This window comes from Streptomyces sp. SM18 (assembly GCF_002910775.2).
GTDB classification, from domain to species: Bacteria; Actinomycetota; Actinomycetes; order Streptomycetales; family Streptomycetaceae; genus Streptomyces; species Streptomyces halstedii.
The window spans coordinates 2,846,914-2,871,830 of the sequence record NZ_CP029342.1; the positions used below are offsets into that span (position 1 = coordinate 2,846,914).

The 24,917-nt window shown below is 70.9% G+C and carries 24 protein-coding genes and 1 tRNA gene; 9 read left to right on the plus strand and 16 right to left on the minus strand.

Annotation, left to right across the window (positions count from 1 at the left end):
- The first annotated feature begins 40 nt into the window (after positions 1-40).
- Positions 41-415 carry a hypothetical protein gene (locus tag B9S64_RS12510; RefSeq protein WP_093531744.1) on the plus strand — a complete coding sequence of 125 codons (375 nt, stop codon included), beginning with the start codon at positions 41-43 and terminating at the stop codon, positions 413-415.
- Between the two features lie 107 nt (positions 416-522).
- On the opposite strand, the gene B9S64_RS12515 is transcribed toward B9S64_RS12510, so the two are convergent.
- Together B9S64_RS12515 and B9S64_RS12520 are read right to left on the minus strand one after the other, a co-directional pair.
- A complete protein-coding gene (locus B9S64_RS12515) occupies positions 523-1,056 on the minus strand; it encodes a hypothetical protein (RefSeq protein ID WP_103493493.1) in 534 nt (177 codons plus the stop codon).
- Between the two features lie 183 nt (positions 1,057-1,239).
- Positions 1,240-2,085 (minus strand): MurR/RpiR family transcriptional regulator, encoded by an 846-nt coding sequence (locus tag B9S64_RS12520; protein WP_030623506.1) that lies wholly within the window; start codon positions 2,083-2,085, stop codon positions 1,240-1,242.
- Between the two features lie 135 nt (positions 2,086-2,220).
- Here B9S64_RS12520 and B9S64_RS12525 point away from each other — a divergent pair, with 135 nt between their 5' ends.
- Positions 2,221-2,802, plus strand: coding sequence for a thioredoxin domain-containing protein (locus B9S64_RS12525; RefSeq protein ID WP_103493492.1), 582 nt, complete (start codon positions 2,221-2,223; stop codon positions 2,800-2,802).
- Between the two features lie 138 nt (positions 2,803-2,940).
- On the opposite strand, the gene B9S64_RS12530 is transcribed toward B9S64_RS12525, so the two are convergent.
- From B9S64_RS12530 to B9S64_RS12540, 3 genes are read right to left on the minus strand one after another with little or no spacing between them, the layout of a single operon-like run.
- A complete protein-coding gene (locus B9S64_RS12530) occupies positions 2,941-3,147 on the minus strand; it encodes a DUF397 domain-containing protein (protein ID WP_103493491.1) in 207 nt (68 codons plus the stop codon).
- Between the two features lie 48 nt (positions 3,148-3,195).
- Entirely contained in the window at positions 3,196-3,402 is a 207-nt protein-coding gene (locus B9S64_RS12535; protein ID WP_109492044.1) for a DUF397 domain-containing protein, read from the minus strand.
- Positions 3,399-4,271 carry a helix-turn-helix transcriptional regulator gene (locus tag B9S64_RS12540; RefSeq protein ID WP_103493489.1) on the minus strand — a complete coding sequence of 291 codons (873 nt, stop codon included), beginning with the start codon at positions 4,269-4,271 and terminating at the stop codon, positions 3,399-3,401. Before B9S64_RS12540 ends, B9S64_RS12535 begins: the two co-directional genes overlap by 4 nt.
- A gap of 138 nt (positions 4,272-4,409) precedes the next feature.
- Between B9S64_RS12540 and B9S64_RS12545 the strand changes: the two genes are divergently transcribed.
- Positions 4,410-4,892: an ATP-binding protein gene (locus B9S64_RS12545; protein ID WP_103493488.1), complete on the plus strand. Its 483-nt coding sequence runs from the start codon at positions 4,410-4,412 to the stop codon at positions 4,890-4,892.
- A 130-nt stretch (positions 4,893-5,022) separates the two neighbouring features.
- Here the strand turns inward: B9S64_RS12545 and B9S64_RS12550 are convergent, their stop codons facing one another.
- A complete protein-coding gene (locus B9S64_RS12550; protein WP_103493487.1) occupies positions 5,023-5,253 on the minus strand; it encodes a hypothetical protein in 231 nt (76 codons plus the stop codon).
- A 219-nt stretch (positions 5,254-5,472) separates the two neighbouring features.
- Between B9S64_RS12550 and B9S64_RS12555 the strand changes: the two genes are divergently transcribed.
- Both B9S64_RS12555 and B9S64_RS12560 read left to right on the plus strand, forming a co-directional pair.
- Complete coding sequence (locus B9S64_RS12555; protein ID WP_146060179.1) at positions 5,473-7,482, plus strand: helix-turn-helix transcriptional regulator; 2,010 nt, start codon at positions 5,473-5,475, stop codon at positions 7,480-7,482.
- A gap of 266 nt (positions 7,483-7,748) precedes the next feature.
- Positions 7,749-8,180, plus strand: coding sequence for a hypothetical protein (locus B9S64_RS12560; RefSeq protein WP_103493485.1), 432 nt, complete (start codon positions 7,749-7,751; stop codon positions 8,178-8,180).
- A 517-nt stretch (positions 8,181-8,697) separates the two neighbouring features.
- On the opposite strand, the gene B9S64_RS12565 is transcribed toward B9S64_RS12560, so the two are convergent.
- Complete coding sequence (locus B9S64_RS12565) at positions 8,698-10,101, minus strand: cystathionine beta-synthase (RefSeq protein WP_103493484.1); 1,404 nt, start codon at positions 10,099-10,101, stop codon at positions 8,698-8,700.
- A 155-nt stretch (positions 10,102-10,256) separates the two neighbouring features.
- Between B9S64_RS12565 and B9S64_RS12570 the strand changes: the two genes are divergently transcribed.
- From B9S64_RS12570 to B9S64_RS12580, 3 genes are all read left to right on the plus strand, one after another.
- A complete protein-coding gene (locus B9S64_RS12570) occupies positions 10,257-11,288 on the plus strand; it encodes an SGNH/GDSL hydrolase family protein (protein WP_103493483.1) in 1,032 nt (343 codons plus the stop codon).
- Between the two features lie 262 nt (positions 11,289-11,550).
- Positions 11,551-12,771 carry an acetyl-CoA C-acetyltransferase gene (locus B9S64_RS12575; protein ID WP_103493482.1) on the plus strand — a complete coding sequence of 407 codons (1,221 nt, stop codon included), beginning with the start codon at positions 11,551-11,553 and terminating at the stop codon, positions 12,769-12,771.
- Positions 12,772-13,059: 288 nt separating this feature from the next.
- The gene (locus B9S64_RS12580) at positions 13,060-13,905 is read left to right on the plus strand and encodes a hypothetical protein (protein WP_181012437.1); all 846 of its coding nucleotides are present in this window, start codon (positions 13,060-13,062) and stop codon (positions 13,903-13,905) included.
- A 37-nt stretch (positions 13,906-13,942) separates the two neighbouring features.
- Here B9S64_RS12580 and B9S64_RS12585 read toward each other — a convergent pair whose 3' ends face one another.
- From B9S64_RS12585 to B9S64_RS12605, 5 genes are all read right to left on the minus strand, one after another.
- Positions 13,943-14,263: a hypothetical protein gene (locus tag B9S64_RS12585; protein WP_103493480.1), complete on the minus strand. Its 321-nt coding sequence runs from the start codon at positions 14,261-14,263 to the stop codon at positions 13,943-13,945.
- 194 nt (positions 14,264-14,457) lie between these two features.
- Positions 14,458-15,318, minus strand: coding sequence for a Bax inhibitor-1/YccA family protein (locus B9S64_RS12590; protein ID WP_103493479.1), 861 nt, complete (start codon positions 15,316-15,318; stop codon positions 14,458-14,460).
- Positions 15,319-15,523: 205 nt separating this feature from the next.
- A complete protein-coding gene (locus tag B9S64_RS12595) occupies positions 15,524-16,060 on the minus strand; it encodes a hypothetical protein (protein ID WP_103493478.1) in 537 nt (178 codons plus the stop codon).
- Complete coding sequence (locus B9S64_RS12600; RefSeq protein ID WP_103493477.1) at positions 16,057-18,153, minus strand: hypothetical protein; 2,097 nt, start codon at positions 18,151-18,153, stop codon at positions 16,057-16,059. Before B9S64_RS12600 ends, B9S64_RS12595 begins: the two co-directional genes overlap by 4 nt.
- Positions 18,153-18,605 carry a hypothetical protein gene (locus tag B9S64_RS12605; protein WP_103493476.1) on the minus strand — a complete coding sequence of 151 codons (453 nt, stop codon included), beginning with the start codon at positions 18,603-18,605 and terminating at the stop codon, positions 18,153-18,155. Before B9S64_RS12605 ends, B9S64_RS12600 begins: the two co-directional genes overlap by 1 nt.
- Before the next feature lie 435 nt (positions 18,606-19,040).
- On the opposite strand from B9S64_RS12605, the gene B9S64_RS12615 reads away from it, so the two are divergent.
- Positions 19,041-20,054 carry an NAD(P)H-dependent glycerol-3-phosphate dehydrogenase gene (locus B9S64_RS12615; protein WP_103493475.1) on the plus strand — a complete coding sequence of 338 codons (1,014 nt, stop codon included), beginning with the start codon at positions 19,041-19,043 and terminating at the stop codon, positions 20,052-20,054.
- A gap of 277 nt (positions 20,055-20,331) precedes the next feature.
- On the opposite strand, the gene B9S64_RS12620 is transcribed toward B9S64_RS12615, so the two are convergent.
- The 4 genes from B9S64_RS12620 to B9S64_RS12635 form a co-directional block, all read right to left on the minus strand.
- Positions 20,332-20,415: transfer RNA gene (locus B9S64_RS12620), tRNA-Leu, on the minus strand.
- Between the two features lie 247 nt (positions 20,416-20,662).
- Entirely contained in the window at positions 20,663-23,077 is a 2,415-nt protein-coding gene (locus B9S64_RS12625; protein ID WP_103493474.1) for a glycoside hydrolase family 2 TIM barrel-domain containing protein, read from the minus strand.
- Complete coding sequence (locus tag B9S64_RS12630; RefSeq protein WP_103493526.1) at positions 23,074-23,973, minus strand: ATP-binding cassette domain-containing protein; 900 nt, start codon at positions 23,971-23,973, stop codon at positions 23,074-23,076. The genes B9S64_RS12625 and B9S64_RS12630 overlap by 4 nt, the downstream gene beginning before the upstream one ends.
- Complete coding sequence (locus tag B9S64_RS12635; RefSeq protein ID WP_103493473.1) at positions 23,973-24,917, minus strand: ABC transporter ATP-binding protein; 945 nt, start codon at positions 24,915-24,917, stop codon at positions 23,973-23,975. Before B9S64_RS12635 ends, B9S64_RS12630 begins: the two co-directional genes overlap by 1 nt.

Below are 24,917 nucleotides of genomic sequence, written 5' to 3' on the forward strand. Positions count from 1 at the left end.
ACCGGCCGCCCGGCCGGCCAGGGAAAGGAAACGAGTACTCATGGCCAACACCGAAACGGCACTGAAGGACGCGATGACGTCGATCGAGGGCGCCACCGGTGTCGCCCTCGTCGACTACACCAGCGGCATGGCCCTGGGCACCCTCGGCGGCGGCAAGGACTTCAACCTGGAGATCGCCGCCGCGGGCAACACCGATGTGGTCCGTGCCAAGCTCCGCACGATGGAGCACCTGGGGCTCAAGGACGAGATCGAGGACATCCTGATCACCCTGGGCACCCAGTACCACATGATCCGGCTGCTCAAGGCCCGCGGCGGCAACGGCCTGTTCCTCTACCTGGTGCTGGACTCCGGCCGGGCCAACCTGGCGATGGCCCGTCACCAGCTGAAGAAGATCGAGGCCGACCTGGAGGTCTGACCCGCCCGGCCGTCCGGGCTGACCGACCGTCGGGCCTGCCGGCCCAGCGGCCCAGCGGCCCAGCAGCTCGACGGCTCGACGGCTCGACGGCTCGACGGCTCGACGGCTCAGCGACGCCGCGCCCCACCCGGCGCGGCGTCCCCCGCCATCGGCCCGGTCGTCCGGTACGCCTCGATCCGGCGGCCCGCGGGCCGCCCCCGCCCGGCCGGGTTGGCGCGCACCCAGTACAGGACGTCGTCGCGGACCTCCCGCCGCCCGAGGCGCACCGCCTTCAGCCAGAGCCCGGCCCCCGCCCCGGCCAGCACCAGTCCCCCGGCGGCGGGCAGGACGAACGCGCTCGCCACGGCCGCGAGGAACGCCCCGAGCAGCCACCACCGGTGCGCCCGCCGCCACAGACGTACGGTCACGTCCCGGTCCTGGAGGAAGTCCCCGCGCCCGGCCCGCGTGGCCGCCCCGGCGAGCTCCCCGTACCGCCGTGTCCGGACGGACGCGACCACCGCGGCCGTCACCAGGAACAGCGCCGCACCGGCCAGCAGCCCGATCCGGCGCCCGGTCAGGCCCGGTACGCACGCCCCCACGGCCGCCGCCAGTACCCCGGGCCACCACATCGGCGCGGCCCCGGCCCGTACGACCACGGCCACCCTCGCCAACGACTCCGCTCCGCGCCCCACGTCCCGTACCCCATCTCTCCGGCTGTCTGTGGACCTCTGGGCGCGGAGGTTAACGGGCGCAGATGAGCGCTCTCTGAGAACCCCGCTCCCCGGGAAACGCGGAGATCCGGCCTTCACCCGGGGGTACGGACCCCGGCCCGGAGCCCCGACCCCCTACCCGGCGAACAGCCCGCGCGCCGCGGCCCGTGCGTCGAACTCCTCCAGCCGGGCCTGCGCCTGTGGCAGCCCGTCGCACATCGCCTCCAGCAGGACCCGCCCCAGCAGCATCGGGGCGCACGCCGTGTCGAAGGCCAGACCCGTGCCGACGGCGGCCGGGATGAGCAGATCGCTGTGCTCGGCGACCGGGGCGAACGCCGAATCGGCCACCGTCACGGTGGTGAGGCCCTGCTCCCGCGCGTAGCCGAGGGCGTCCACGACCTCCCGGGGATGCCGGGGCAGCGCGAAACACATCAGCGCGCTCGCCCCGGCCCGCCGGGCGGCGTCGATGCGGTCGTGCAGCATGCTGCCGCCCTCGTCGAGCACCCGTACGTCGGGGTGCACCTTGGCGGCGAAGTAACCGAAGCCCCGCGCCTGCGAGGACGCGGCCCGCAGCCCGAGCACGGGCAGCGGACGCGAACCGGCCAGCAGCCGCCCCGCGCGCTCCACCGGTCCGGTGTCGGCGAGCAGCCCGGCGAGCTGGCGGAGATTTTCGATCTCGGCGAGGACGGCCTGCTGGTACTCGTTGTACGCGGGCTCGGCGGTGTCCGGCTCCCCCTCGGCGGGCGCCACCTCACGCAGGTGCTTGCGCAGCGCCGGATACCCGTCGAAGCCGAGCGCCACCGCGAACCGGGTGACCGAGGGCTGGCTGACCCCGGCCAGCTCGGCCAGTTCCACACTGGACAGGAAGGGGGCGTCGGCGGCCCTCCGCACCAGGGAGTGCGCGATCCGGCGCTGGGTGGGCGTGAGCCTGCGCCCCTCGAAAAGCCCCTGCAACCGCGCGGCCGGGCTGCTCCCGCTCATGCCGTCCCTCTCCCCAGATCCCCGCACCACGCCGATGCCGACCGCTTCCATTCAGCCAGCACACGGACTGCATGTCCATATACAGCGGGCCGGGCTCGCATTGCGGGACGGCTCCGCCCTGCCGACCCTGGGACCATGATCCCAGCCAACACGACAGGCCCCGGCGGCGTCATCATCCGCTACGGGGACGACGACGCCACCCATGTACTGAGCGTCTACGCCGATCTGCGCTGCCCCTACTGCAAGCGCATGGAGCTCGGCCTGGGCGCCGTGATGGAGCAGGCCGCGGACGAGGACAGGTTCGCCGTGGACCACCACTTCGGCACCTTCCTCGACTCCGCCGCCGGCGGCACCGGCTCCCTGGAGGCACTGGCCGCGCTGGGGGCCGCCGTGGACGTGGGCCGGCAGCCGTTCATGCACTATCTGCGCGCCCTGTACGCCGATCAGCCCAACGAGGACGAGGACTCCTTCGCCGACCGGAACAACCTGCTGCGGATCGCCGACGAGGTCGAGGACCTCCGGACGGGCGACTTCCGCCAGAACGTGCTGGAGGGGAAGTACCTGCCCTGGGCGGCCCAGGTCTCGCTGGCCTTCGAGAACAGCGGCGTCCGCTCCACCCCGACGGTCCTCTTCGACCGCACCCCGGTCGCGGTGATCAACGCCATGGGCTACGCGGTCACCCCGGAGGCGTTCCTCGCGGAGGCGGCGCCGGACTGAGCGGACGGGCGGGCCGGACGCCGCGCTCCGGGAGGCGGGCCGGACCATGTGATCCCAGCAGGCCGAACGAGCGCCGGGTCGGGCTCCCCCGAACACGGCCCCGGCCACCTCGCCGGGATGCCGTGAAGGCTTCGCCGCTCAACTACCGGAGGCGTACGCCACGAACTCCGCCCAGGCATCCGGTGCGAACCCGAGCTGCGGACCGGCGACGTGCTTGGAGTCACGCACGCGGACTGCGGTGAGTTCGGTGGCGACTTCGACGCATTCCGGTCCGTCGTTGCTGCTGTAACTGCTCTTCACCCACTCCGGCTCGAAGTGGTCTCCACCCGACGTCTTGACGGTCATGTCTCTCCCAGCACTTTCTCGATGGGCGTGCCGTGAAGAATTCGCCGCTCAGCTACCGGAGGCGTACGCCACGAACTCCGCCCAGGCACCCGGTGCGAACCCGAGCTGCGGACCGGCGACGTGCTTGGAGTCACGCACGCGGATCGCAGTGAGGACGGCGGCGACTTCGACGCACGCGGGTCCGTCGTTGCTGCTGTAACTGCTCTTCACCCACTCCGGCTCGAAGTGGTCTCCACCCGACGTCTTGACGGTCATGTCTCTCCCAGCACTTTCTCGATGAAGGCCAGCGACTCCCGTGGAGTGAGCGCCTGAGCCCGAAGAATGCCGTACCGCAGCTCGACGATCCGAATCTCCTTGGGATCAGAGATCAGACGGCTGTACAGCTGCCCTTCCCAGTGTCCCACCGCCGTACCGTCCTCGAACTTCAGCAGTTGGAGTTGTCCACCCATGCCCGCGTGGTCTTCACAGACTGTCGGCATCACCTGGATCTCGACATTGCGCAACTGCCCGGCTTCCAGGAGTCGTTCGAGCTGGCGGCGGGCGACAGCCCGCCCCCCGAGAGGGCGCCTGATCGTCACCTCCTCCTGAACGAAGGTGAGCATGGTCAGCGGCTGGCGCTCGAAGATCTCCTGCCGCGCCATCCGAGCCGCCACATAGCGCTCGATCTGCTCCGGAGCGAAGGACGGACGGCGCATCTCGTACAGTGCGCGGGCGTACTCCTCCGTCTGCAACAGGCCGTTCATGTTGTGGTTGTCGTAAGCCCCGATCTCAACCGCCCCCGCCTCCAGCTTCGCCAAGTCACGGACTTTCTTGGGGTACCGCGCCTCCGCCACGTCCTTCTTCATCGCGGCGAGCTTCCCGCCCGCGCCCAGCACCTCGTCGGCCTTCTCCAGGAACTCCGGCTTCGGGATGCGCTTTCCGGCCTCGACCTTGTAGACCTGGTTCTCGCCGTACCCGATGGCCGCGCCCAGCTCACCGGCGCGCAGCCCTGCGGATTCACGCCAGAGGCGGATCTGTCGACCGACCGCCGCGATCACGGCTCCTGAGTCGTCCTCCGGGTCGATGTCGCGATCCGGTTCGTCCACACCCGCCGCCACGCGGCCTTCAACACCCTCTCCAGTCATGCGACACCTACCTCTCAGCCGTACCGATCGCCCTTGACGCCGTACGCGGTGGACAGGCGTGGACACCCCCTGGCCAGTCACTGTCCGTACACACGTCGATACTGTTCAGAATAGTCGCGGACGGCCACGCTGAGTGATGTGAGCCGAGAAATCACCCGAACCGAAAATTCCGCTCCCGCCCGGGAGTTCACCGTGCTGCTCTCTCCCACCCGGCGCGGAGCACGCCTGGCCCGGCTGCTGGCCACGGCCCATTTGGCCGACTGGGGCCTCTCCTCCGAACCGGCGGCGCACATCGTCGCCGAGCTGGCCGCCAACGCCACGCTCCACGGGCGCGTGCCGGGACGGGACTTCCGGCTGAGTCTGGCGGTCCGTGACGAGAAGCTGCTGCGGATCGAAGTCACCGACACACGGAGTGAACAGCTACCCACCCCGGTGGCGTCCGCCGACGACGCGGAGTCCGGGCGCGGTCTGCTGATCGTCGAAGCGCTCGCGGACCGCTGGGGTGTGGAACGAGGCCCCGTGCCACGCAAGACGGTGTGGGCCGAACTCGACCTTCCGCCGGTCGCGCCCCCGAGACCGTCCGGCCCGAACGCCCGCCGCGCGGGTGTAGGTTCCGCTTGACCATTAGCAGTGGATCCTGCGGAAACGTCGCAATCCGGGTTTCGTGAGCAGTAGCAGTGTCGGCTTTCTGTGAGCAACCTGGAGCTGACAGACCGCGAGGTTGACTACTTTCCGTGAACACATCCGGCCGTCACCTCGGCCGGATGCCCCGCAGAGCCCGCAGCAGGGTGTCGAGGTGGTTCAGCAGAGTGGTCAGGGTGCGGTGTGCGGCGGCTCGGCGATATGGGCGGCGGGACCATACGGCCGGCAGGATCACTCCGGCGTAGAGGAGCAGGAACAGGACCAAGGCGGTGGTGCCGATTGGCCCGAGGAACCTGGTGGTGTAGGTGCTGATCTCGTGCAGAGCGTTGGCGATCGTCATGGCAGGCCCCTCCCAGGAATCGTGTCGTCTCCGGCCGACTGCCGGGGGCGATGGCCTTGACGGTTCCTGTCCAGGGGGGAGTCCATCAGCCTTCCGCGAGGCCTTGGACGATTCCGGCGCGGACGTGCTGGTCGACGCCTAGGCTGCTGAGGTGTCCAGGGCGGGCGTTCTGGACAGTGGGCACCCGGGGGCGGCGTGGCGGGCGGACAGCACGACGGCGTGGAGCAGGAGTTCCTCACGGACCTCAGTCGGCTCGGAGCGCTCCACCAGGCGCATCTGGCCAGGAAGTGGTCGCTGCGTGCCGTGGCCCGCGTGATCGGGCTCTCGGCGACCACAGTGAGTGAGTGGCTGAAGGGCAGCCGCTTCCCCCAGCAGCCGGATGCTTTCACCAACCTGATCACGCTGCTGCGAGCAGCTCTTGCCGAGGCCGGAATCGACCTGCCGCCCGGCGACCGCCACCTGCTGGACCCTGACGCCTGGCGCGCCCGGCATCAGGCCGTCGCCCGGCAGCGTGCCGAGGCCGTCAGCGCGGGGACACGGCGCGCCCAGGCAGCGGCCGCACTGGCTGACGCTGAGGTTCGGGCGCGATTCGCCGCCCTGCCCGATAAACCACGCCCGGTCGCGGCCTGGACCGCGCAGCAGCTCGGCGTCCACCCCGCCATCCACGGCACTACCGATGGCGCCGACAGCGCCTTCGTGCTGCCCGACTACATCGAACGTGACCACGACCGGCAGCTGCGCACGCGCCTGGACAAGGCCGCCGCCAGCCCGCAGACCGTGATGGTGGTCGTGCGGGGAGAGTCCTGCACAGGCAAGACACGGACCGCCTACGAGGCAGTCCGTGCGTGCCTGGGCGGCTGGCAGCTCGTCTTCCCCAAAGACGCTGACAGCCTGCTCGCCCTGCTGGCCACCGACGCTCTCATGCCGCGCAGCGTCCTGTGGCTGAACGAGGTCCAGGACTTCCTCGCCGGCCCGGTTGGCGAGGCCGCGTCAGCGGCTCTGCGCCGTCGGTTGGAGGAGCCCGGACCGGGGGTGGTCCTCGCGACCCTGTGGCCGGCCTACCACCGCGCCTTGACCACCACCCCGGAGCCCGGAAATGACAAGCGCCCACATGCCCGGGCTCTGCTCGGCCCGGTCGTCCCGGTCGATATTCCCGGGCTTTTCACCGCAAAAGACCTGGAGAACCTGCGTGCCGGCGCCCACAGCTCGCTGACCGTCGCCGACCGGACAAGCCCGGGCGGAACGATCACCCAGACCCTGGCGGCCGGCCCCCAGCTGGCCGACCACTACGAGCAGGCCGTTTTACCCTACGGGCCCTACGGGAAGGCGATCATCACCGTAGCCATGGACGCCCGCCGCCTCGGCCACACCTCGCCCCTGCCGGCTGCACTTCTCAAGGCCGGCGCCCCTGGCTATCTGACCGAGCAACAGTGTGCCGCAGCGGACCCCGACACATGGTTCGCCCACGCTCTCGACTATGCACGGACCAAGGTGAAGGGAGTGGCCGCGGCCCTGGAACCTGTCGCCGACCCGAACGGCATGGGCGCGCTCCCGGACGTATACCGCCTGAGCGACTACCTCGACCACCACGCACGCACCATCCGCTGCAACGCCTTCCCGCCGGACTCCTTCTGGACTGCGGCCCGGGACCACGCGGCCAGCACAGCAGACCTGGAAGCCCTGGCCGAAGCGGCCGATCAGCGGGGCCGTTACGGCATCGCGGCAGACTTGTACCAGCGGGCCGCCGACGCCGGGGGCACCGGCGCCCTGGCGGAGCTGGCCTGGCGCCACGGGCGGGCCGGGGATCTCGGCGGTGCGGAACAGCTGTACCAGCGGCTAATCGACGCCGGAGACACGGGCGCCCTGGCGGAGCTGGCGAATTTGCGCCAGCGGGCTGGGGATCTCGACGGCGCGGAGACACTCGCCCAATGGGCCGCCGACGCCGGAGACACGGGCCCCCTGGTGGAGCTGGCGTGGCGGCGCGGGGAGGCGGGGGATCTCGACGGCGCAGAACGACTCGCCCTGCGGGCCGCCGCCACGGGAAACATCAACGCCCTGGTGCGTCTGGCGCGGCGGTACGAGGAGGCGGGGGATCTCGACGGCGCAGAACGACTCGCCCAGCAGGCCGCCCATATCGGAGGCAGGGACGCCGTGATACGGCTGGCGCGGGCGCGCGAGCGGGCCGGAGACGCCGAAGGCGGGAAGCGGTGGCGGCAATTCGGGCTGTAGCCTCAGCAACGTCCCAGGCCAGGTTCAAGCGCTCTCGTAGCTCAGCATCGTCACAAATCAGGCTCTACTTCGTTTTCGGCGAGTACTACCGGAACCCCCGCTACACACCGTAGCTAGTGCTCATGATCGTCCGGATCTGCTCGGGCAGTGCTCATGATCCGCCGACACTGCTCACGCAGCTGCGGATCCTAGAGCGGGCTGTCCGGTGGGCGAAGAGGGGTGCTAACCCCACTGTCACGGCCGCCCCGGCTCCGTACCGTGAACGTATGGACGCCCGTGACCCCGAGCTCAGGCGAGAGCTCGACGCCACCCTGAAGGCCCGCGCCGAGTTGGGGCCGGAGTACGAGACCGCGCTCGTCGACTCGTTCCTGGAGAAGGTCGAACAGCGGCTCGACGGCACACTCGACCGCCGTATGCGACGACACCTCGCGGAACAGCAGATGGTCGTCGCCCGAGGCTCCGCCCAGCCCGCCGGGGCGCCCAGCGGGAACTTCGGGGAGCGGTTCGGCTTCGCCGCCGTCTCCCTGGTGCTGGCGATCCCGCTGTCCGCGATCGGTGTCGCCAACGCCGGGATGGGCGGGCTGGTCGTGGCCTGGCTGGGCATCTTCGGGGTGAACGCCGTTCACGCCGCCCGGACATGGCCGTGGTCGCGGTCCCGCTCGCGGACCGGGCGCGACGAGTCGGACTGGACCGACTGAGGAGACTGGGGAGACTGGGGGCTGAGGGGGGCTCAGGCGCGGCCCGCAGCCCGGGGCCCGGGGGCTGCGCTCCGGGCACGTGGGCCACCCGCCCCGTGCTCCGGAAACCGGGGAACCGGGGAACCGGGGAACCGGGGAACCGGGGAACCGGGGAACCGGGGAACCGGGGAACCGGGGAACCGGGGAACCGGGGAACCGGGGAACCGGGGAACCGGGGAAAAAGGTATGTCGCGGGGACCGCCGCACCCCCGGTTGCCCGGGGGGCGGGACGACGGCGGTCCCCGCGAAGGACGCTGGTCCCGGGTCAGGGCCGGGTGCCGCGTCCGGGCGACGGTGGAGGTCCGGGAGCCGCTCCGTAGTCCAGGTCGCCGTATCGGGTGGCGGCGGGTTCCCCCGCCGACACCCCTTACTGTGCCGAATCCGTGTTAAGCGGGTGCTGCGCGTACGTGTCGTGCGCGTACCGTTTCCGCGAAGCCCGGAAATCCGGCGGACCCCGGTCCGGGGCCCACGGCCCGCGTCACTGCTTGGGGGCGGCGCCCTTCGCGAGGAAGGCCAGCAGGTCCTGCCTGCTGACGACGCCCTTCGGCTTCCCCTCGACGAGGACGATCGCCGCGTCCGCGCCGTCCGACCCGCTGAGTACCGCCATCAGGTCCTCGACGGGTTCGCCGGAGCCGACCTGCGGCAGCGGGGCCGACATGTGCTTCTCCAGGGGGTCGGAGAGCGAGGCCCGCTGGGTGAACAACGCGTCCAGGAGCTGCCGCTCCACGACCGAGCCGATGACCTCGGCGGCCATCACGTCGGGGTGGCCGGCGCCGGGCTTCACGATCGGCATCTGCGAGACGCCGTACTCGCGGAGCACCTCGATGGCCTCGCCGACCGTCTCCTCCGGGTGCATGTGGACCAGCGAGGGGAGCGGGCCCTCCTTGAAGTCGAGGACGGCACCGACGCGGGCCGACGGGCCGCTGTCCTCCAGGAAGCCGTAGTCGGCCATCCACTCGTCGTTGAAGATCTTGCTCATGTAGCCGCGTCCGCTGTCGGGGAGCAGGACGACCACCACGTCGTCGGGGCCGAGCCGCCTGGCCACCTCCAGGGCGGCGACGACCGCCATCCCGCAGGAGCCGCCGACGAGCAGGCCCTCCTCCTTGGCGAGGCGGCGGGTCATCTGGAAGGAGTCCTTGTCCGAGACCGCCACGATCTCGTCCGTCACCGTGCGGTCGTAGGCGCTCGGCCAGAAGTCCTCACCGACGCCCTCCACCAGGTACGGACGGCCGGAACCACCGGAGTAGACGGAGCCCTCCGGGTCGGCGCCGACGACCTGGACGCGGTTCTCGCTGACTTCCTTGAGGTAGCGGCCGGTACCGGAGATGGTGCCGCCCGTCCCCACACCGGCGATGAAGTGGGTGATCTTCCCCTCCGTCTGCTCCCACAGCTCGGGACCCGTCGTCTCGTAGTGCGACCTCGGGTTGTTCGGGTTGGAGTACTGGTCCGGCTTCCACGCCCCCGGCGTCTCACGGACCAGCCGGTCGGAGACGTTGTAGTAGGAGTCCGGGTGCTCGGGATCGACGGCCGTCGGGCAGACGACGACCTCGGCGCCGTACGCGCGCAGCACGTTGATCTTGTCGGTGGACACCTTGTCGGGGCAGACGAAGATGCAGCGGTACCCCTTCTGCTGGGCCACGATCGCCAGGCCCACGCCCGTGTTGCCGCTGGTCGGCTCGACGATCGTGCCGCCGGGCTTCAGCTCGCCGCTCTGCTCGGCGGCCTCGATCATGCGCAGGGCGATGCGGTCCTTCACCGACCCGCCGGGGTTGAAGTACTCGACCTTGGCCAGGACCGTCGCCTGAATGCCTGCCGATACATTGCGCAGCCTCACCAGCGGGGTGTTGCCGACAAGACTGATCATCGAATCGTGGAATTGCACCGTGTACTCCGGGATCTCCGAGATGGTCAGCCAAGACTATGCGCAAGAGCACGCGGGATCAGGCGAAGCGATTGGGCCGGTACCTCCGCGGGGCAGGTAGTGCGTGTACGGCTGTACGGCAAGAGGAGGTGGACCGGACTGTGTCGAGAGCGAGGGTGGCACGGCGGATCGCGGCGGGCGCGGCCTACGGCGGAGGAAGCGTCGGGCTGATCGGGGCGGCGACGGTGGGCCTGGTGCTGGCCGAGGTGCAGCTGGCGAAACGGCGCGTGGGCGGGGGCACGGCACCCGTCCCGCCCAGCGCGGACGGCCGGTACGGGGTGGCGTTCGCGGGGCCCGCCGACCCCCTGCGCTTCGTGATCATGGGCGACTCGACGGCCGCCGGTCAGGGGGTGCGCCGGGCGGGTCAGACCCCGGGGGCGCTCCTGGCGTCCGGGCTCGCGGCGGTGGCGGAGCGCCCGGTGGACCTGCGGAACGTGGCCCTGCCGGGCGCGCGCTCGGACGATCTGGAGCGTCAGGTCTCGCTGGTGCTGACGGATCCCACGGGTCTGCCCGACGTCTGCGCGATCATGATCGGGGCGAACGATGTGACGCATCGCATCCCGGCGACGGAGTCGGTGCGCTGTCTGGGCACGGCCGTCCGCAGGCTGCGTACCGCCGGTGCGGAGGTGATCGTCGGCACCTGCCCGGACCTGGGCACGATCGAACCGGTCTACCAGCCCTTGCGGTGGCTGGCCCGCCGGGTGAGCAGGCAGCTGGCTGCGGCGCAGACGATCGGCGCGGTGGAGCAGGGCGGCCGGACGGTGTCGCTGGGCGACCTGCTCGGCCCGGAGTTCGAGGCCAACCCGCGAGAGCTGTTCGGGCCGGACAACTACCACCCCTCCGCCGAGGGGTACGCGACCGCGGCGATGGCGATGCTGCCGACCCTCTGCGCGGTGCTGGGGCTGTGGCCGGAGTCGGACCGTCTGGACGCGGGGCGGCGCGAGGGGATGCTGCCGGTCGCCAAGGCGGCGTCCCGGGCGGCCCGGGAGGCGGGCACGGAGGTCACCGGAGCGCGGGCCCCGTGGGCTCTGCTCAAGCACCGGCGCCGGCGGACGCTGCCCGCGCACACCGAGCCGCTACGGCACGAGGAGGAAGGCGAGGGCCCGCCGCCCCCGCCTCCCTCCGGGACGACATGGCGGCCCGCCTGAGGGCGGGCGGCCCGTGGGAGCCCGCTTGAGGACGGGCGGCGGTACCGGGCCCGATACCCCGCCCGGTACCGGGCCCGGTGCTCCGCGCAGAGGGCCGGCAGCCTCCCCGGTACCGGACGCGAAGCCTCCGAAGGGGCACCTGAGCGGTTGCTTAGAAAAGAGGCCCGCATCACACACCCCGTCGGGTGACCCCGGCCATACGTACGGGTAACTTCCAAGTCAGCCCACCCTTCCTGCCTTCCAGCCACGATGGAGCCGCGTGATGCCCGAAGCCGTGATCGTCTCTGCTGCCCGTTCGCCGATCGGCCGGGCGTTCAAGGGGTCCCTGAAGGACCTGCGCGCGGACGACCTGACCGCGACCGTCATCCGTACCGCGCTGGCCAAGGTCCCCGAGCTGGACCCGAAGGACATCGACGACCTGATGCTCGGCTGCGGGCTGCCCGGCGGCGAGCAGGGCAACAACCTGGGCCGCATCGTCGCCGTACAGATGGGGATGGACCACCTGCCCGGCTGTACGGTCACGCGCTACTGCTCCTCCTCGCTCCAGACGAGCCGCATGGCGCTGCACGCGATCAAGGCGGGCGAGGGCGACGTCTTCATCTCCGCCGGTGTCGAGATGGTCTCCCGTTTCAGCAAGGGCAACTCCGACAGCCTGCCCGACACGCACAACCCGCTCTTCGCGGAGGCCGAGGCCCGTACGGCGGCGCGCGCCGAGCAGTCCGGCACGGGCTGGACCGACCCGCGCGAGGAGGGCCTGGTCCCGGACGCCTACATCGCCATGGGCCAGACCGCGGAGAACCTGGCCCGGCTCAAGGGCATCACCCGCGAGGAGATGGACGAGTTCGGCGTACGGTCGCAGAACCTCGCCGAGGAAGCCCTCAAGAACGGCTTCTGGGAGCGGGAGATCACCCCCGTGACCACCCCGGACGGCACGGTCGTCTCGGCGGACGACGGCCCGCGCGCCGGCGTCACCCTGGAGGGCGTGCGGGGCCTCAAGCCCGCGTTCCGCCCCGACGGACGGGTCACCGCGGCCAACTGCTGCCCCCTCAACGACGGCGCCGCCGCCCTCGTGATCATGTCGGACACCAAGGCGCGGGAGCTGGGCCTGACCCCGCTCGCCCGGATCGTGTCGACCGGCGTCTCCGGACTGTCCCCCGAGATCATGGGGTACGGCCCGGTCGAGGCCAGCAAGCAGGCGTTGAGGCGCGCCGGGCTGGGCGTCGGCGACATCGACCTGGCCGAGATCAACGAGGCGTTCGCCGCCCAGGTCATCCCCTCCTACCGGGACCTCGGCCTCCCGCTGGAGAAGGTCAATGTCAACGGTGGCGCCATCGCGGTCGGCCACCCCTTCGGCATGACCGGCGCCCGGATCACCGGCACACTGATCAACAGCCTCCAGTTCCACGACAAGCAGTTCGGTCTGGAGACCATGTGCGTCGGCGGGGGCCAGGGCATGGCCATGGTCATCGAGCGGCTGAGCTGAACCGGGGCCGCCCGTCCCGGAACCCGGCGGGAGGGTCCGCCCCGTTCCTCGTGAACACCGGTTCGAACCGACCCGAGCCCCGAACGTGACCGAATCTCCCCCAGGATGTGACCTGCGTCCCGGGGGAGATTCGTTTGTGCAGGTCAGAGCCTTTAGGGCCGCCAGCGGGGGGCCGAAAGACCTGTCCAATTCGTGACGTAATGCACTGACAGCGGGCACGCGAACAGGCCAAGCTGATGTAGGAAGTCGGGGGTGTCGATCAAAACCGGGAGTACGTCAGTGAGCGCCATGCCCTTTGCCCTGTTGCTGACCACCGCCGCCGCCACGGCCGTCGGCGCCGCCGCACTCCACGCCGCTCACGGTCTCCGTAAGCAGGTCGTCGCCCTGCGTACGGAACTCGCGGAGTCGAGGGTTGCTTCCGCTTCCGCTTCCGTGCCCGAGCAGCAGAACCGGGACACCGCCGCCTCCGCCGAGGAGATACGCGCGGCCGTGGCCGACGCGCTGGCCGAGGAGCGCGAGCGTGAGCTCGCGGAGGCCCGCGCCTTCTGGGCCGCCCAGGAGGCCCGCGACGCCGCCGACGCCCCCTCCCTGCTGGGCGGGCTCTCCGGTCTCGGCGAGGACGCCCCCTTCTTCATGCCCCGTCAGGCCGACTTCGCCGGTCTTGAGGCGATGGACCTCGACGCCCCGGAGACGATGGACGAGCTGGTGGAGCTGACGGACCTGCCCGAGGTCGCGGAGTCGGTGGAGTTCGCCGAGGACTCGCCCGAGCTGGCAGCGGCCCGCCGCCGCCACCCCTCGCACCCGGACTTCGTCCCCGTACAGACCCCGGTGGTCGCCGACCACGAGCGCACCGTGGACCGCCTGGAGCAGCTCGCCGTCACCGGTACGGAACTGACGGACGTGCGCCCCGGCCCGCTGGGCACGCTCGACGTGTACGTCTTCGCGGACGGCACCACCCTCTGTCTGACGCCGGGTCACCGGGAGACCGCCGAACGGCTCGCGGACTCCCTGCGGGCCGGGGAGACGCCGGTCCTGCTGGGCGGCTCGGGGGTGTCGGGCGCGTACGCCCTGACCTTCTCGTGCGGCGAGGAGAACGTCTACATCCTCGCGGACCGCGTCATCGCCTCGTTCTGAGCCGTCGCCGGGACCAGGGCTCCCCGGCGCCACGACCTCAGCGGGCGAAGGCCCGCTCCGCCGCCTCCTCGACACATCGCACGGCCTCGTCCAGCTCCTGGGGCGAGGCCGTTTCCAGTGCCATGGCCAGGTCGCGCCCCGCGACGGCGAGCTGGTCGCCCACCGCGAACATCCCGGCGTCCGGCAGGACACGCGGTTCCCGGTCCGGCGCCTCGATCCGCTGGGCGCGGGCGGCCAGCTCCCGGGCGGTCGCCAGGGCTTCGGCGGCCAGGCCGCGGCTCAGCCGGCTCTGGGGGGCGCTGCGCAGCCGGTCGGCGAACCGCTCCACGGCGGTGATCAGGGGCGTCGTATCGAGCACCCCGCGACCCTACGCGCCCGTACCGGACGGTCGCCAGCCGGTGCCGGGGAGGGCGCGGGGAGTGGGTGGGGAGCGCGCCGGGTGCCGCGGGCGCCGGGCGTGGCACGCTCCGGACACGCGGACGGCCCGCAGGCTCGGTGCCTGCGGGCCGTTCCGTGTCACGCGCCCTCTACGAGTCAGTCGTCCCCGTCGGGTCAGTCGTCCCCGTTGAGGATGGAGAGCAGGCGCAGCATCTCCAGGTAGATCCACACCAGGGTCATGGTGAGGCCGAAGGCGGCCAGCCAGGCCTCCTCGCGCGGCGCGCCGAAGTTGACGCCGTCCTCGACCTGCTTGAAGTCGAGGGCGAGGAAGCAGGCGCCGAGGATGATGCCGATGACGCCGAAGAGGATGCCGAGGCCGCCGCTGCGGAAGCCCAGGCCGTCACCGCCGCCGAACACGCTGAACAGCAGGTTGACCACCATCAGGAGCATGAAGCCCATGGCCGCGGCCATCACGAAGCCGTAGAAGCGGCGGGTGACGCGGATCCAGCGCATCTTGTACGCGATGAGCACACCGGCGAAGACACACATGGTGCCCATGACCGCCTGCATCACCGTGCCGGGGCCGATGTAGGTGCTGACCGCGCTGGAGATCACTCCGAGGAAGACACCCTCGAAGGCCGCGTAGGCGAGGATGATCGCCGGGGACGCCTTGCGCTTGAAGGACTGGACCATCGCCAGGACGAAGGCCACGAGCGCGGCGCCGAAGCCGATGCCGTACGACTTTCCGAGGTTGGCCGCGTCGACGGGCAGCAGGGCCCAGGCGAGCGCGGCGGTGAGCACCACAGTGCCCAGCGTCATGGCGGTGCGCGTGACGACGTCGTCGATCGTCATGGCTCCGGACCGGGCCGGCGCCTGCGGGGCGCCGTACTGGGTGTCCGGCTGGGCGTAGGGGTTGGTCGCGTACGGGTTGGCCCCCACGGTGGCGGCCCCGGCCTGTGGCGCCGCGTTGAAGCCCGCGTAGCCGTTGTCGCGGCTGAACCCCCGTCGCGAGAAGACCGGGTTGCTGCTCCTCATCTCACTCCTCCATGGCCACCCTGCGCGGCCTTGCCACAAGGGTAATGGGTAGGCAAAACAATGACTCTACTGCCAGGGGAGGATCTTTGAGAGAAATTCCATCCACCGGCGGGCTGGGATTCCGGCATGACCCGTTCGGATTTGGGCATGATCCGTTCACATACGGCCACGCCTCGTTCGGATCCGTACATCCGTGCATCCGTGCTCAGGCTGTGCAGCCCATCTCCTTCTTGACCGAGGGAACGAAGGCGCGGGCGAACGCCTCCAGGTCGGACCTGCGCCTGTCCACGTCCTTCTCGGCCTTCTCCCCGACGCCGATGTTCACGACCAGGTGGCCGGCCTCGGGCGCGTCGCACCGGGCGGTGATCATGACGTGCTTGTCACCGGTCGCACCGGCGCCCTCGAAAGGCAGGTCGGCCGACTTCTCACGGTTCGTGAACCTGAATGCCTCGGACGCGTCCATCGGGTCGTAGAACTTCTCGACCTTCTCGACCTGGATGTCGACGGCCGGGTGGTCGTCCACCGAGACGCCGCACAGATTGGCCGAGGTGACCAGGGAGTCACCGGCCACGTCGAGCTTCTTGCCGTCGGGGAGCAGCGGGGACAGCTCTTTCTCCCCGACGGGCACGCCGCACAGCTCCTTCGGCATCGCATACTCCCGGCCGCCGCCGCACCCCGCCGCGAGCAGGGCGAGCGCGCAGAGCGCGAGCGGGGCCGCCGTCCGGAACGATCGCCTGGTCACTGGTCGCCCGCCACCCCTTCGGCCTTCTTGTTGCCGTCGTTGGCGGACGCGCCGATGGAGGAGTACACGCCGTGGTCCTTGGAGTACCCCTCGTGCGCCGGGTCCTCCGCCCAGTCCGAGTTCACCTTGTACCACTCGTCGGCCAGGGCCCGGAGCTGCCCGTTGCGCGCCTCGTAGGTCTCCTTGTGGTCGGCGCTCGCGGTGGCGTTGATCTCGTTGGTCTTGTCCTGGAGCCAGGCGGTCGTGATCGCGTCCACACCCCGCTGGAGCGGGTCACCGATGAGGCCGCCGCCGATCGGTGTGAGCACACCGCCGACGAGGTGGTACGTCCACGCCTTCTTCCACGACGCGTCGGTGATGTCCCCGTCCTTCTTGTCGTTGGTCGCCTGGTACCGGGCCTCCTCCAGGAACCCGACGGTGCGGCCGGCCTTGTCGAGGCTGTCCTCGGGGTGCTTCTGCTCGGTGAGGATGTCCGCCATCATCGCGTTGTTCATCTGCTCGGTGAGCAGGCCGTAGGTGTCCTTGTTCCGGGAGATCTGCTTGCTGACCTCCATGAGGTCGCCCGCGTCGAGTCCGTGGGAGCCGAGGGGGTCGCTCATCGCCTTGTGGACGGTCTCGCCGTGGTTGCCCATGGCCCTGGCCATGTCGTCGCGCATCTCGCTGGGGAAGTCGTTGCCCGTGGCCGCGAGGTACTTCAGCGAGCGCTTCATGGCCTCGTCCTGCTCCGGGGTGTGCTCGGCGAACTCGGCGCCCGGGGCATCGGGGTCACCCACGCCCGACACGGCCGCGAACATGGCCGCGCCGGTGGCCTCCAGCACCGGGCTGGGCCCGTCGCTCAGCGGGGTGTCGTCGAAGGAGGGGCGCTCCTTGAGGACCCATGCGGCGTTGTCCTGGGGCTCCTTGGCGTTGAAGAACTCGGTGGAGGCGTCGGGGCTGTTGGAGAGCGCCGTCATGAAGCCGGTCATCGGGTCGCGGCCGAAGTCGTCGCCGTCCATGAAGTTCATCTTCGGTACGTTCATGCCGCCGACGCCGGTCCAGTAGTTCCCCGGCAGCTTCATCTTCTTCTCGGTCTCGACCAGGGCGTTGCCGTACTTGTTGAGGAACTGGTCGTCGTAGTCCCCGGTCCGCATCAGGTTGCTCATCAGCTGGTACCCGTACACCCGCGTCCCGTGGGTCTGGTACTGCTCGCCCGCGAGCCGCACCATGTCGTTCTCCCACTGACGCATGGCGGGGCTGTCCGACTGGGTGGCCCCGGCCAGGGTCAGGCTGAGGTTCTTCTGGAAGTCGCCCAGCTGGTCCAGCTGGGTGCGCGCCAGGTCGTTCGGCGTCGACACGTCGGTGAGGTCCGCCCAGAAGTCCAGCACCCCCTTGGGACCGAGGGTCCTGGCGAACTGCTCCTGGAAGAGCGGGTCGTCCTTGTAGACGCGCAGCGTCTCGTTGAGCTTGCGGAACTCCTCGGGCGACATCTCGTCGCCCTTCTCCTTCATCAGCTTCGCCGCTTCCTCGGCCTTCTTCACCGCCTCGAACGCGGTGTCACGGTCCCGGTACGTCGCTCCGGAGAAGCCGAGCTCGGCCTGGTCCGCGATGGCCTTGAGCACGCGCGCGGCGCTCGAATCGCTCTCGCCCGCCCGGTTCAGGATGCGCTGCACGTCGTCACGGAGGTGGTCGACGTCCTGCTGGGAGTGGTCGGCGACCTCGGTGCCCTTGGCGGCGCGGTCGGGGTGGATGAGCATGGTGACGGTGAAGCCGCCCCCGCCGGTGGGCACCACCGTGATGTTCTTCTTCCGGCCCCGCTCAAGCGCCTGGTCCAGCTCCTCCTTGTAGCTCACCAGCTCGTCGCGGGTGTCTTTGAGGATGTTGTAGATCGTCGTCGCCTGCGTGTGGGCGTCGGCGAACTCACCCGCCGTCTTCGTGACGAACTCCCGGGTGATGGTGGCGTTGCTGCCGGCCCACTTCGCCTTGTCCGACTTGGCCTTGAGGTCGTCCCGGGCGTCCTGCTCCAGCGTCTCCAGTTTGCCGATCATCTCGTTCCAGGCGGTGAGGGCCGCACCGAGCTTGGCGAAGTCGCCGTTCCGCAGCGTTTCGAGTTCCATCAGCGCTGGGTCCTCTCGGTGAAGCCCTCGTCGAGAGCCGAGATGCTGCTCACGGTGGAGTAGATGTGGTACTCGTCCCCCGCGTGGGCGTTCTGCGTGAAGTCCATGTGGTTGGAGATGTGCGCGCAGGCGTCCAGAAGCGACTGCACCTGCTTCTCCCACCGCTCCTGCACATGGTCGAGCCCCCCGCCGAGCGCGAAGCCCTGCGTCGTCAGGTCCTTGGCCGCGGTCTGGCTGACGGACCAGGCGTCACGCCCGTGCCGGCCCAGGTTCTCGAAGAGCTTGAACGCGCTGTCCCCCACGTCGGCCAGATCCTGCTGGTTGACCGCGAGATCCCCCTGCGGCCCGGCACCCCCCGAACCCGCCTCGGCCGGCAGGCGGTTGAGGCGCATGGCCGTCGAACCCCGCTGTGCCGCCTCGCTCTTCAGCTGTTCCCACTCGTCCCATGCCATGATGCAGCCACCCCGTGCACAAGCGTCCGACAGTCCGAATCTCAACGTACCAACGGAGCCCGCACGGGAGTAGGACTCGACGGCACCCAGGTACGACACGGTTACGGGCTGGTTACGGGCTCCGCAGCGGCCCGGCGGGGGTGGCCGGAAAGGGCCCCGGGGACGGCCGGGCCTGCGCGGCATGTGGACGAGCGGCCCGGTGAGCCCGCCATATGGGAACGGCTCTACCGACTGTGGATCGCCCACGCCGACCAGTTGCGGCGCGAGCTCGGCGAGGCCCGGCGGAGCGCATGCTCGCCGAGGCGCAGCAGGTGCTCCCGACGCCGGCCGGCCGCAGGGCCGTCCTGCTGACGCTGCGGCGCGCCCGTCACCCGCCGCACAGGGCGACGGTGGTCGATACGATGCCCCCGCCCGCGCCCACCGAGAGGACCCGCAGTGACCCAGCACCACGCCGCCCGTGCGGCAGTGTTCTCGGCCGGGTCGTGGGGCACGGCTGTCGGGAAGATCCTGGCCGATGCCGGCTCCAGCGTGATCATGCACGCGCGGCGGCGGGAGATCGCCGCTGAGATCAACGTGAGCCACCACAACCCCGGGTACTTCCCGGACGTCGAACTTCCGAGTTCGCTGACGGCGACAACGGATCCGGCCACCGCACTGGATGGTGCGGACTTCCTGGTGCTGTCCGTCCCCGCGCAGGCCTTGCGGGAGAGCCTGGCCGCCTGGGCGCCGCTCATCGGCCCGGACACGGTGATCGTGTCGCTGATGAAGGGGATCGAGAGCGGCAGCGGGCTGCGCGCGAGCCAGGTCATCACCGAGGTGGCCGGTGTCCCCGAGAGCCGGGTCGCCGTGCTGTCGGGGCCGAACCTGGCCCGGGAGATCATGGACGGCCAGCCCGCCGCCGCCACAGTGGCCTGTCCTGACGAGGGTGCCGCCCACCGCATCCAGGCAGCGTGCCTCACTCCGTACTTCCGTCCCTACACCAGCACCGACGTGACCGGGTGCGAACTGGGCGGTGCCGTGAAGAACGTCATCGCGCTCGCGGTCGGGATCGCCTCCGGCATGGGCCTGGGCCACAACGCTCAAGCACTGTTGATCACCCGGGGGCTCGCGGAGACGACCCGGCTGGCCGTCGCGATGGGCGCGCACCCCGCCACGCTCTCCGGCCTGGCCGGTCTCGGCGACCTCATCGCGACCTGCTCCTCCCCACTGTCCAGGAACCGCACCTTCGGCAGCCACCTCGGCTCCGGTCTCAGCGTTGCCGAGGCCACCGCCGCCACCCGGCAGACCACCGAGGGCGTGAAGAGCGCACAGGCGATCCTCGCCCTGGCGCACGCCCACGACGTCGAGATGCCGATCACCGGCGTCGTCTCCGCCCTGCTGCACGAGGACGTCACGCTCGACGAGGCCGCGTCCGCGCTGATGCAGCGGCCCCCGAAGCCCGAGCGCTGACCACCACGGCGCGCCGGCCCACCGGTGGCGCCGCCTCACCTTCGCCCCTCACGGCACGGAGGTCTCACCCATGCCCGGATCTGTGCTGTCCGCTGTCCGGATCGGCGTCGTCGGCGCCCTTGCCGCCTGGCGGCCGTCACGTCCGCCCCGGGAGCCCCGATTCGCCTACGCACCGTGACCGCATTCGTTCACGCCGTGTTCACGTCACGCCTCGGGTGGGGCGGCGCCGCCGCGGCGGCGGTGGCGGTCGCCCGGCCCCCACACCGCACGGGGTGAGTGCCCGGAGCCGGACTCGAACCGGCACGCCCCCGAGGAGGCAGCGAGGTTTAAGCTCGCCGTGTCTGCATTCCACCACCCGGGCGTGGGCGCGCGGCACCGCGTTGGCACATGACCCTATCCGGGGCTGGCGCACCGTCAGACGGGCGCACCCTCGATGTTGTCTTATTTTATTGACCATGTGAGGGACCGTCAGACACTCGCCGACGCATCACCACATGCCCGGACGGGTAGGCGGTCACGAACCATGGCAAAGGGGAATGACGTAAAGTCGCCGCACCCGTACGGTGCATTCGCCAGGGCCGGGCCACCGTTCGCCGGGCCACGCCACCTCACGGGCCGACGACGTCGTTGACGCACCGCAGGACGGGCGCCCTTCCCAGCGCGTCCGGGTCCTCCAGGACCGCCCCCGTGACGTGGAAGACGGCGCTCTCCCCGGGCAGCAGTGTGACGAGCATGTCGTCCACCTCCGCCGCCCCGTCCAGCCGGTCGGGGAAGAGCGCGAGGTCCCGCAGCAGCGTCCGCGCGGTCACCGTCACCCGGTAGCCGGCGGCCGGATCGTCACCCTGGGCGACGACGGAGACATCGTACCGGGCCTCCGGCAGCGCGAGGCGGGTGTCCTCCTCGTAGAACTCCACCGCCCGCACGCCGTCCAGCTCGGCCACCAGCACCTCGCGGGTGCCGTCCTCCGGGGAGGCGAGGGACGCGGGCAGGGGGATCCGGGTGACGTCGCGGGGCGCCGTGGAGACCACCCTCTCCTCCTCGGCCAGCACCGTGCCGTCCAGGCCGCGCCGGGTCAGCCGCAGGGTGCCCTCCCAGGGGCCGGCCGCGTCGTTGACCAGGTGGAGGGAGCCGTCGCGTACGGCCATCAGCCGGTCCGCGTACACCTGGCGCAGCGCGTACCACAGGGGCTTGCGGCGGCCGTCGCCGTCCACCGCCGCCCAGGAGACCACCGGCCAGCAGTCGTTGAGCTGCCAGACGACCGACCCCATGCAGTACGGGGTGTGCGAGCGGAAGTGGCGGATGCCGAAGGCCACGGCGCGGGCCTGGTTGAGCTGGGTGAGCCAGTGCCAGTCGTCGAAGTCCCCCGGGCGTGGCTGGGGGAGGTGGTCGCCCAGGCCGCGCAGCAGCTTGGCGTCGCCGCCCTCGGCCTTCTGGTGGTGGGCGACCAGCGGCGACTCGGGGGACAGCGGGCCGCTGACGGCGCGGCGCAGGGTGGCGTACGCGGGCGGCCCCTGGAAGCCGAACTCCGCGACGAAGCGGTGGGCGGTGTCGGCGTAGTGGCGGTAGTCCACCCGGTTCCACACGTCCCAGAGGTGGACGGTGCCCCGGGACGGGTCCTGCGGGGGAAGTTCGGGGGAGCCGGAGTAGGGCGAGCCCGGCCAGTACGGGCGGGTGGGGTCGATCTCGGCGCAGAGGGCGGGCAGCAGGTCGTGGTAGTAGCCGTATCCCCAGGTGCGGCCCTGGAGCGTGTCCTGCCAGCCCCAGTCGGCGTGGCCCTCCAGGTTCTCGTTGTTGCCGCACCACAGGACCAGCGAGGGGTGCGGGGAGAGCCGGACCAGGTTCTCCCGGACCTCGGCGGCCACCTCGTCGTACAGCGGCTGCTCCTCCGGGTAGGCCGCGCACGCGAACGGGAAGTCCTGCCAGACCAACAGCCCCTTCTCGTCGCACAGTTCGTAGAAGTCGTCGCTCTCGTAGAGGCCGCCGCCCCAGACCCGGACCAGGTTGACGTGGGCGGCGACCGCCTGGTCCAGACGGTCGGAGATCCGCTGCCGGGTGAGCCGGGTGGGGAAGCAGTCGTCGGGGATCCAGTTCACCCCGCGTACGAAGACCGGCTCGCCGTTGACGGAGATCCGGAACGCCTCACGCTCCAGGGCGACGCCCCGGAAGCCGGTCCTGCCGTTCCAGGTGTCCTCGCCGAGGCGGACGGTGACGTCGTACAACGGCTGTGCGCCGTGGCTGTGCGGCCACCAGGGCTCGGCGTCGGGAACCGGGAGGGTGAACGAGAGCCGGTCCTCGTCCTCGGAGGCGACGAAGACGACGCAGCGGCCGACCACCGCGACCGAGCCCGACAGCGGCGCCGGACCGTCGCGCTCCACGTCCAGGGTGACGGACAGGCGCGGCACCCCGGCGTCGTCGAGGTCGCCCAGCACCGTGACGGCGGCGATGCGGTGGCCGGTCCAGGACTCCAGGGCGACCGGGCGTCCTATGCCGGAGGTGACGAGCGTCGGGCCCCAGTCCCAGCCGAAGTTGCACGCCATCTTGCGGATGAACGCGTACGGCTCGGCGTACGCGCCCGGCCGGTCGCCCAGCTTCTCGCGCAGCGCCTCGGCGTAGGTGTACGGCGCGGTGAAACGGACCTGGAGGGTGTTGGCGCCCTCGCGGAGCAGATGGCGGACCGGGAAGCGGTAACTCCGGTGCTGGTTGGCGGTGGAGCCGACCTCGGTGCCGTTGAGCAGGACGGTGGCGACGGTGTCGAGCCCGTCGAAGCACAGGTCGGTGGAGGTGTGTCCGTCCTCGGCCCAGTGGAAGTCGGTGCGGTAGGTCCAGTCGGTGCGGCCGATCCAGCCGAGCCGCGTCTCGTTGTCGTCCAGATAGGGATCGTCGATCAGTCCGGCGTCCAGCAGGTCGGTGTGGACGCAGCCGGGCACGGTCGCCGGCAGGCCCCCGGCGGGGAGCTCCACGGGGACGGGGCCGTCGGCGGTCAGGGTCCAGCCGTCGTTCAGGGGCGGGTGGCGCAGGCTCACGGTCGGGTCCTTCCGCAGTCGGGCAGGTGGGCGCAGGCGACGAAGTGGTCCGGCTCGGTCTCGTGCAGATCCTCCCCGGATCCGGCGGCCCCACCCGCGTGGTAGGCGCACGCGTCCACGGGGGCGGCCTCGGTCCAGGGTTGGCCGATCCGGGGCACGGCCGCCAGGAGCGTACGGGTGTAGGGGTGCAGCGGATTGCCGAACACCTTCTGGGTGTCGCCGCGTTCGACGACGCGGCCGCCACGCAGCACCACGGTCCGCTCGGCGAGGTAGGTGCCCAGCGAGAGGTCGTGGGTGATGTAGAGGACGCCGAGGCCGCGTTCCTTGAGGCCGGCGAGGAGGTTCAGCACATCGATGCGGGTGGAGGCGTCGAGCATGCTGGTGATCTCGTCGGCGACCAGGAAGCGCGGGTCGAGCAGGAGCGCGCGGGCGATCAGCAGGCGCTGGAGCTGGCCGCCGCTGAGCTGGTGCGGGTAGCGGCCCAGCACCTGGCCGGGGTCCAGGCGTACGTCCCGTACGGCCCGTTCGACGCGGTCCGCCCACTCCGTGTCCCCGACGCCCGGGTGGTAGGCGCGGCGGACGAGGGCGAAGACACGGTCGGCCTTGAAGACCGGGTTGTAGCAGCTGAACGGGTCCTGGAAGACGCCCTGGACGCGGCGGTAGAAGTCCTTGCCGGGCCGGACCCGCTCCCCGTCCAGGGTGAGACTGCCGGAGCTGACCGGGGTGAGGCCGAGCACCATACGGCCGATGGTGGACTTGCCGCTGCCGCTCTCCCCGATGAGGGAGACGAGTTCGCCGGGCGCCGCCGAGAAGGAGACCCGGTCGACGGCAGTGGTGGAGCCGCCGCCGAAGGCACCGGCCCGGAAGGTCTTGGTGACACGGTCGAGGGTGAGCATCAGGCCGCCTTCCAGCATGCGACGGTGTGGCGGGGGGCGACCTCGACGGCGGGCGGTTCCTCGGCGCACCGCGCGTCCGCGAGGGGGCAGCGGTCGCGGAAGCGGCAGCCGGCCGGAGGGTTCAGCAGGGAGGGCGGGGAGCCCTCGATGCCGCTGAGCGGCTTGTCCTTGTACCGGGCGCCCACCTGGGGCAGCGAGCCGATCAGCATCCGGGTGTACGGGTGGCGCGGCGCGGTCGTCAGCACCGTGGTGGGAGCCTTCTCGGCGAGCTTGCCCGCGTACATCACCATGATCGAGTCGGCGATGTGCGAGGTCAGCCCGAGGTCGTGGGTCACGAAGATCATGCTGGTGACCAGGCCCGTGTCGCGCAGCCCGGTGAGGGCGGAGACGACGGCCTGCTGGCTGGAGACGTCCAGGGCCGAGGTGACCTCGTCCGCGACGAGGACGGAGGGGTCCAGGAGCGTGGAGATCACCATGACGGTGCGCTGCTTCATGCCGCCGGACAGCTCGATCGGGTAGCGGTCCAGGACGTCGGGGGCGAGGCCCACCAGGCCGAGTCTGCGGTGCAGTTCGTCGGTGTCCACGCTCACCCCGCGCGAGGCGAGCAGTTCGCGGATCATGCGGCCGACGCGCCGGGTGGGGTTGAGGGCGCTCATCGAGTACTGCGGGACGAGCGAGATCCTGTGGAAGCGGTAGGCGTTCATCGCGCGGTCGTCGGCGAGCGGCAGTTCGTCTCCGTCCAGGGTGACGGTGCCGCCGGCGTGCCGCATCCGGCCGTCGAGCCGGATCAGGGACTTGCCGAGCGTGGTCTTGCCGCAGCCGGACTCGCCCGCCAGGCCCAGGATCTCGCCGTCCGCGAGGCCGAAGGTGACGCCGTCCAGGGCCCGGACCTCGCCCCGCAGGGTGCGGTAGTGGACCCGCAGGTCGTCGACGGTCAGGGTCAT